General features: G+C 68.8%; 7 protein-coding genes. 5 read left to right on the top strand and 2 right to left on the bottom strand.

Annotation, left to right across the window (positions count from 1 at the left end):
- On the top strand, positions 1 to 307 hold a 307-nt coding region (locus VKA86_05710), incomplete at its 5' end, for an anti-sigma factor (protein ID HKK70695.1).
- 68 nt (positions 308 to 375) lie between these two features.
- Entirely contained in the window at positions 376 to 1,080 is a 705-nt protein-coding gene (locus VKA86_05705) for a CPBP family intramembrane glutamic endopeptidase (GenBank protein HKK70694.1), read from the top strand.
- 4 nt (positions 1,081 to 1,084) lie between these two features.
- Here VKA86_05705 and ppk1 read toward each other — a convergent pair whose 3' ends face one another.
- Positions 1,085 to 3,232, bottom strand: a complete 2,148-nt coding sequence (ppk1, locus tag VKA86_05700; GenBank protein HKK70693.1) for a polyphosphate kinase 1 — start codon at positions 3,230 to 3,232, stop codon at positions 1,085 to 1,087.
- Positions 3,233 to 3,372: 140 nt separating this feature from the next.
- Between ppk1 and VKA86_05695 the strand changes: the two genes are divergently transcribed.
- From VKA86_05695 to VKA86_05685, 3 genes are read left to right on the top strand one after another with little or no spacing between them, the layout of a single operon-like run.
- Positions 3,373 to 4,023, top strand: a complete 651-nt coding sequence (locus VKA86_05695) for a dienelactone hydrolase family protein (GenBank protein ID HKK70692.1) — start codon at positions 3,373 to 3,375, stop codon at positions 4,021 to 4,023.
- Positions 4,020 to 4,433, top strand: coding sequence for a PIN domain-containing protein (locus tag VKA86_05690; protein HKK70691.1), 414 nt, complete (start codon positions 4,020 to 4,022; stop codon positions 4,431 to 4,433). Before VKA86_05695 ends, VKA86_05690 begins: the two co-directional genes overlap by 4 nt.
- 48 nt (positions 4,434 to 4,481) lie before the next feature.
- Positions 4,482 to 5,018 (top strand): hypothetical protein, encoded by a 537-nt coding sequence (locus VKA86_05685; GenBank protein HKK70690.1) that lies wholly within the window; start codon positions 4,482 to 4,484, stop codon positions 5,016 to 5,018.
- 97 nt (positions 5,019 to 5,115) lie between these two features.
- Here the strand turns inward: VKA86_05685 and VKA86_05680 are convergent, their stop codons facing one another.
- Positions 5,116 to 7,854: a hypothetical protein gene (locus VKA86_05680; protein ID HKK70689.1), complete on the bottom strand. Its 2,739-nt coding sequence runs from the start codon at positions 7,852 to 7,854 to the stop codon at positions 5,116 to 5,118.
- Positions 7,855 to 8,097 lie beyond the last annotated feature (243 nt).

Genomic DNA, 8,097 nt, shown 5'->3' with positions numbered 1-8,097 from the left:
GGACGTGGTGTGGAGTTCGTCGCGGCAGGAGGGCGCCATGAAGATCGGTGGCCTCGCCGCGAACGACCCGGGCGAGTTCCAGTACCAGCTCTGGATCTTCGACCAGGGGCGCGACGAGCGCTTCCCGGTCGACGGCGGCGTCTTCGACGTCCCGTCCGGAGCCGACGAGGTGATCGTTCCCATCAGCGCGAAACTCGACGTCGACCGGCCCTATCTCTTCGCGGTGACCGTGGAGAAACCCGGAGGCGTGGTGGTGTCGAGCCGCGAACGGATCGCGATCCTGGCCCAGCCCCCCGAGCAGGGCTGAGCCGGAATCCCGAGGGCGGGGCCACACGGTCCCGCCCTTTCCACATCGGGCACGGATGGCGAGGCGTGGTGGAATCCAAGGCGACGACGGCCGAAGACGGCCTCCGCGGCCCCCTCCTGCCGCGGCGGGGAGCGCGTCTCGTACTGGCGACCGAATTCACGGCGCTCTACGTGGTCGTGCCGATCGGGCTCTGGTTCGCCCGCGAGCACTTCGCGAGCATGATCGTTCCCACACTGCTCGCACTGGCCGCCGTCTTCACGGTGATCCTGCTGACCGACCGGCGTTTCGACCGTCGACGACTCTGGAACGCACAGGCCTTCGGCGACGGGCTACGCCGGATCCTCCGCATCCTCGTGCCGTCGACGGTCGTGCTGACCGTACTCACATGGTGGCTGGAGCCGGAGCTGTTCGTCCGATTCCCCCGCGAGACCCCCCGCATGTGGCTCGCCGTGATGCTCGCCTACCCTCTGCTGTCGGTGTACCCGCAGGAGCTGATCTTCCGCACCTTCCTGTTCCACCGTTACCGCGCGCTGTTTCCCGGCGACCGCGCGCTGGTCGCCGCCAGCGCTCTGGCCTTCGGCCTGGCCCACCTCTTCTTCGCGAACTGGTTGGCCCCCGTGCTCAGCACGGCCGGAGGGTGGTTGTTCGCCCGCACGTACCTCCGTTCGCGATCGACCCTGCAGGCGACCGTCGAGCACGGCCTCTGGGGAGACGTGATCTTCACCGTGGGCCTCGGCTGGTACTTCTACGGCGGTTCGATCGTCGCGCAGTGAGCCTTCACGCACTGCTCGATGCGCGACGACCCGTGGCGCGAGGCCGGTGGGCCGGGCCCTCGCCGTCTTCGCGCGCGATCAGGACTTCCTGGGCGCACCAGCGCTCCTCGCCCTCCGCGGGGCGTCGTCGCGCGTAGCTGCCATCGGGCTGGCAGTCCCAGACCGAACAGTTGTCCTGGTCGTAGACGTCGAAGATCGCGTCGATCTCCGCCTGCAGGTCGGCGTCGTGGATCGGCGTGATGCACTCCATGCGGTTGTTCAGGTTCCGGGCCATCCAGTCGGACGACCCCATGAAGTGCTCGGGCTCGCCTGCGTTCTCGAAACGGTACACGCGGCTGTGCTCGAGGAACCGGCTCACCACCCCGTACACGCGAATCGTCTCGGACAGGCCCTTCACACCGGGGCGCAGGCAGCACAGCCCGCGGACGTTCACGGTGATCGGCACTCCGGCCTGACTGGCCGCGTAGAGTTCACGGATGATGATCGGATCCTGTAGCTGGTTCATCTTCGCGCGGATCCCGCTGGGCCTGCCCTCGCGCGCGTGCTCGGCCTCGCGGCGGATCAGATCGACGAAGCGCTCGCGCATGTTGTGTGGCGCGACGAGCAGGTGCTCGTAGTCGTAGACGGTCGAGCCGGTGAGTTCGTTGAAGAGTTCGGCCGCCTCCTCGCACAGATTCTCGTCGCAGGTCAGCAAGCCCATGTCCTCGTAGATGCGCGCCGTGCCCGAGTGGTAGTTGCCCGTGCCCACGTGCAGGTAACGGCGGATCGAGCCTTCCTCCTCGCGAACCACCAGCGCCAGCTTCACGTGCGTCTTCAGGCTCTCCACGCCGTAGGCGACGTGCACGCCCTCCTTCTCGAGGTACTCGCCCCACTGGATGTTCGGGGCCTCGTCGAAGCGGGCGGTGATCTCGACCAGCACCGCCACCTGCTTGCCGCGACGCGCCGCCTCGGCCAGCGTGCGGACGATCGGACTGTTCCGGCTGGTGCGGTAGATCGTGAGCTTGATGGCCAGGGTCTGCGGATCGAGCGTGGCCGCCCGCAGGAACTGCAGGACCGAGGCGTCGAAGCTCTGGTAGGGGTGCTGCACGAGCAGGTCGCCCCGGCGCATCTCGTCGAACACCGTCTCGGGATCGCCGAGGTTCGTGCCTCGGAGGCGGGGATGGACGCGCGGCGTGTGCGGCGGGTAGCGCAGCTCCTTGCGATCGGGGACGTCGAAGTCGCGTAGATCGCTCAGGCCGAGGAAGTACTCGGTCGGGTAGATGTCCTCGCGCTCGATCTCGAGCTGCTCGGCCAGCCAGCGCGCCGTCTTCTTGGGCATCTCGCTGCTCACCTGCAGGCGGACCGCTCCGGCGAAGCGCCGGGCTTTGAGCTCGCCCGACACCTGCTGGACGATGCTGCCCGGCTCGTTCAGGGCTTCCTCGATGGTCAGGTCGGCCAGGGGGCGGTCGGGATCCCCGCTCGCCCCGCGGGTCACGCGGAAGGTGTGCACCCGGGTGGGTGGCGTCCGCGGGAACAACAGATCGAGATTGGCCGCGATCACCTGCTCGAGCGGCACGAAACCCTCGTCGTCGGGCAGTGGCACCCAGCGAGGCCGGTTGTCGGGGATCTTCAGGCGTACGAAGCGCTCGTTGCCGTCCTTGTCCTCGGGCAGGTAGATCGCCAGGTTCAGGCCCAGGTTGCTGATGAACGGGAAGGGGTGCTCGGCGTCGACGGCCAGGGGCGTGAGGATCGGCAGCACCGACTTCTGGAAGAACTCGCGCAGGCCCTTGATCTGCTTCTTCGACAGAGCCGCGTGGTCGAGGATCGGGATCCCCGCTTCGGCCAGGGCGGGACGCAGCGAATCGTTCACCGCCAGGGCCAGCTGCTGCGACTGCACGAGCAGCTCCTCGCGGCAGGCGTCGAACTCCTGCAGCGGCGTCCGGCCGTCGAGCGAGCGCTTCAGCTTGCGCCGCTGGATCTGGCGCTTCAGGCCACTGAGGCGCTTCATCGAGAACTCGTCGTGCAGCATGCCGACGATCCCGGCGAACTTGACCCGCTCGAGCAACGGCACGTCGGGATCGTGCACCATCTCCATGACCCGGCGGGCGAAGGCCAGGAAGCTCAGTTCGCGGTTGAAGAACTTGTCGTAGTCTCGTTGGTTCGTACGGGCCATGGCGTGGAGGCGCACTCCGGGTCGAGAGCGATTTCTCGGGCGACGCGGGTCCGGCTCGAGGGCGCGACCGGACCGGGGACACGGTCCAGACTAGTCGAATTCCCCCTCGAAGAAAGCTCGATCGGGCCGGGAGGCGCGGCGTGGACGACGACAGGCAGGAAACCTCGCGGGGAACGCTCCCGGTGCGTCGCCACGCCCGCTGGTACGAGATCGGCGGCGCCGGCCAGGCGCGCTGGATCGTGCTGCACGGCTACGCCCAGCGGGCCGAGCGCTTCCTGCGGCGCTTCCGGGCGATCGCCGGGCCGGGGCGGCAGATCGTCGCCCCCGAGGGCCTGTCGCGCTTCTACACCGACGACCGCTACCAGCGCGTCGGGGCCTCGTGGATGACCCGCGACGACCGCGAACTCGAGATCACCGACACCCTCGACTGGCTCGACGCCCTGATCGCCCACCTCGACGCCCGCGACGGCGCACCCGCGCGGACCACCGTGCTCGGATTCTCCCAGGGGGCCCATACGGCCGGCCGCTGGGCGGCACTGCGCGGGCCGCGGATCGACCGGCTGATCTGCTGGGGATCGGGCCTGCCCCAGGACGTCGACCTCGACCGCTTCGCCGCGGCCCCCTACGACCTCGAGTTCGTCGTAGGCACCGAAGACCCGCTCGTCCCCGCCGAGGCTCTGGCCCGCGAGTTCGAACGGGTCCGCGAGGCCGGGATCGCCTTCGGGATCACGGAGTTCGAGGGCGGCCACACGATCGATCCGGCCACGCTCCAACGGCTGGTGTCGTCGTGACGCCGCGGCTGGTCCTCGACACCAACGTCTTCGTGGCTGCCGGCTTCCGCCGCGGAAGTGCCTCGGCCCGCCTGATCGAGCGGGCCCGCGAGGGACGGCTCGTGGTGGTCTGGAACGAGGCGACCCGGCGCGAGACCCGTGCCGTCCTCCGCCGGATCCCCCCCATCTCCTGGGAGGAGGTCGAAGACGTCTTCGGCGAGGCCGGACGTTTCGACGGCCCGACCGATCCCGACGCCTTCGAGGCCGTCCCCGACCCCACCGACCGCAAGTTCGCCGCCCTGGCCGCCGCCGCCCGGGTCCCGGTGGTGTCGTCGGACCGCGACCTCCTCGCCGGCCGGCCGCACCCCGGGGCCGACGTCCTGGAGCCGGCAGAGGCCCTGCGGTGGCTGGAGCACGCCGACGGCGGGTGATTCGGAGGCTCCGCTCTCGGCACCGCCGCCACGAACCAGAAAGATCACATGGACGCCGTCGCCCAGTACCTGAAGGCCCTGGCCGATCCTGCCTCGCTGATCGACCAGGCGGCACTCGACAAGCTCGACACACGGATCGCCAGGACCAAGGATCCGATCGCGCGTGTGAAGCTCCGCGCCGAGCGTGCCCGGGCCGAGAGCGTCGATCTCGAAACACTCGAGGATGCGTTCGTGGAGGCCGTCCCCGCGTGGATCGAGCAGGAGGGAATCGCACCCACCGACGCCCGCGCGGCCTTCGAAGCCGAAGGGGTGCCGAAGGCCGTCCTCGACCGCATCTGGAGCACGACGAAGTCGTCGAAGACGCGGACGAAGGAATCATCGTCGCGCTCGAAGAAGCGCACTCGGGTGGACCGCACCACCATCGAGGGCGCCGTTCCGCCCAAGGGCGAGATCTTCACGGGCCCGACCCCCAGCACGAAGGCCGCGGCAAGGCACCGACGTCGTACGAGAGGAAGTGACCGGGCCGCCCGGCAGCGAGTTCGAGCCGGCGCGGCATCACGTCGAGCCGCTGGATGTCGGGAATGAAGAAGGCGTTGGCGAACCGGTCAGCAGGAAACGACCCGGTCGCCGATCGGCTGCTCGCGCACCTGGGAACGATCGGCGCGATGCCGACACCCCGCACTCAGTGACGCGCGGTGAACGTGAGCGAGAACGTTCCGCTCTCGCTCTGGGTCCCCTGGTCCGCCGTCTCTGCGCGTTCGGAGAAGAAGGTGTCGTCGCCGAGACCGACGTCGACGTCGTAGTAACCGACGGGCAAGGGGCCGCTCCCCGACGGGCTCGAACATCCTCCGGTCTCCGAGAAGCAGTCGAGGAGGTCGTCGTCGCCCTCGATCTCGACGTCGACCGACCTGGTCGAAGAAGAGCCACTGAAAGACCAACTCGCGGCCGTCCCCCACACGGCGATGTCGAGCTCGACCTCGATCACCGCCTCCGATTGGACCTGGTATGGCCGAGCGGGAGGGTTCAGGAGCGTGAGCGTGGTTTCGGTCGACCCGTCGAGGGTCAGACTTCGGAAGCTTCCGCTTCCGTCCGTGTCGATCCGTACCGTGACGTCGGCCGAGGACGATCCGCTCACGGTCATGCCGCCCCGCGAACCCGAGCCGGTGACCGACGTCGAACTCGTCACCGAGCCCGTGACCTCGTCGAATTCCTCGATCTGGAATTCCTCGACGAAGCGCTCGTTCGGCTGACCGTCCTCGGGGGTCCAGGTGGCGAAGACCTCGGAGTAGCCGATGACGCGCGTGACGATGATCTCGACGGAGTCCTCGCGCAGTGCACGCGCTTCGACCTCGACCCCGTCGAGCGTGGCGTAGTCGACCTCGGCGCTGATGACGAGTTCGTTCTCCGGGTCGTCCAGTTTCACGATCGACGTGAACACGCCCTCTGCGTCGGCCACGCCGTCGGACGGTCCGACGATGCTCCCCGTCTCGTCGTACAGGGAGATCGAAGCGCCCTCGGCCGGCACGAAGCCCGATTGCGTGAGAAGCTGGGCGGTCACGACCACGGGTACGTCCTCGTCGAAGCCGACGCGCTCAGGGAGCGAGATCGTCGCGACGATCTGTTCCTCGGTCGTCGCGCCCGTCGTCGTCGTGACGCTCTGGCCGACAGAATCGCTCGCGACGACGTCGACGGTCACGCCCACGCTGCCCGGGTCGAGCGTCACGAGCGTGTCGAAGCGTCCGTCCGGGCCGGTCAGGCCGGACGCGGGATCGAGAGTGCCCCCGTCCGCCGTGCACTGCACCGACGCCCCCTCGAGGGCGAGACTGTCGCCCGTGGCGCTGATCGTCCCGACACGCACCTCGAGTCCGTTGGAGCCACCCGGCGAGATCGCCGGATCCATGGAGGCGATCACGAAGAGCGGAGCGGCGACGCGCACGGTCACCTCCTCGGTCTGGAGGACGTCCCGTCCGAACGCGCCCGCCGTGTACGTGTAGCCGGGAATCTGCGGGAGGGACGTCACGTCGGGGCCTGACTGGATGCGGGCGTAGATCCGTCCCTCGCCGTGTCCGTCGACGGCTGCTCGCCAGGCGAGAATGTCGTTCTCGGCCGGACCGATCACGTCGGGCGTGAACGTCAGGGGAGCCGCGAAGCGTGAGTCGGTGACCGTGGTCGACCACGTCATGGACGGAATGCTCGCGACGTCGAAGGCGACGTCCGCATCGGGATGGCTGGCGGCATAGGCGCCGAGTCGGTTCCGCACGATGTCCAGTACGCTGTTCCACACGCCGTTCACCACGTCGACCACGTCTTCGGCCTCTGGAGTTCCCGCGGCGATTCCCAGCGCGCCGAGGACGAGGTCGACGAGATCGAGAACGGTGATCGCCGGCGGATCGTTCGACGCCACGATTCGTAGGTTCGTCTCTGGCACCTCGCCTGGTGAGACGAACTCCTCCGCCACCGTGAGTTCGAAGACGTCGACGCGCGCGGGCAGGTAACCCAGGACGACGTTGTTCACCGCGAAGTTCACGAGTCCGAGCACCGTGGCCACCGTGCCCAGCACCGCTTGCCCCGGTGCGGTGATTCCTGTCGTGAGACCCACGCCCGTGAGTCCGAGCATGACGGCTCCGAGGTCACCGTTCGACTCGTTCAAGAAGTCGGTGCCGAAGTCCGCGAGCATCACCTGCAACTGCATGCGCGCCGCGAGTTCGGACTCGGGCAGTTCGGTGGTCCGGGACGGCGACGCGCTCGGCATCGCCGTCGCGAGCACGCGCGCGCGTTCGGCCGCGCGCTCGGACGTCGCGAGCACGCCGCTCGAGGCGACGAGCCGGTCCAGGATGGACAACTGCTCGTCGTCGAGTGCCTCCAGGCGACCGCGGAGCGAGCTGGAACCGCGTCCGGTCACCAGACTGTCGATCGCGGCCCGTAGCGCGAGGGCGAATCCTTCCTCCGTACCCGGGCCGTCGATCAGTGCGAGAGCGGCATCGGATACGTCACGGGTCAGCGAGCCGAGCGCCGTGGTCATCCGGAACGATGCATCGGGTGCGGGCGCCGGGGCCGTGACCGTGAGGGCGGCCTCGGCGCGCGCCACGACGACGCCGTCGTCGAGGATTTCCAGATCAACGGGCCCGGCAGGTGGCGCGAAGTCCGTGCCGTCGTGGAAAGAGGGGACCGCCAGTCGCATTCGCTCGCCGTTGCTCTCGATCACGGTCGCGTCCATACCCGCGATGCGGGCTCTCCGGAGGGCGTCCTCGCGTGGTGCATCGAATCCGACGACGGTCACCACGCCACCGCCGACCTGGGTCGTGGGGTCGACGGTGAAGGACACCACCGCAGGCGTACCGTCGTCCGGTGACGTCGACGAGTCGCCGCACGCGGAGACGAACAGCAGGAGGACGGGCAGGAGAAACGCGAAGCGTCGCATGGGACCTCCGTGCAGGACGGGAGTGAGGGTTCACCGGATGACGCGCAGAAACCCCGAGCGACCCGACACGCCTCTTGCTGTTCGCCCACACGAGCGAGCCCGCCGTGCGGAGAATCGTCTCCGCGTGACGGATCCGGTAGTTCGAGAAGACGGCGTCGCCGGGGCGGGATGCCGTACGGAACTTCGAAACCCTCGCGAGGCTCGATCGGCCGATCGGCCCGGGCGGTGTGGTCTGCCTGGCCG

The organism is Candidatus Krumholzibacteriia bacterium, assembly GCA_035268685.1.
In the GTDB taxonomy this organism is placed as follows: domain Bacteria; phylum Krumholzibacteriota; class Krumholzibacteriia; order JAJRXK01; family JAJRXK01; genus JAJRXK01.
Note: the sequence above shows the minus strand (reverse complement) of the source record. Positions and strands in the feature narration are given on the sequence as shown.

Bases quoted from the DNA above. Each gene is read 5' to 3' on its own strand.
- VKA86_05685 (HKK70690.1), top strand. From the start codon at position 4,482: ATGGACGCCGTCGCCCAGTACCTGAAGGCCCTGGCCGATCCTGCCTCG.
- VKA86_05680 (HKK70689.1), bottom strand. From the start codon at position 7,854: ATGCGACGCTTCGCGTTTCTCCTGCCCGTCCTCCTGCTGTTCGTCTCC.
- ppk1 (HKK70693.1), bottom strand. From the start codon at position 3,232: ATGGCCCGTACGAACCAACGAGACTACGACAAGTTCTTCAACCGCGAA.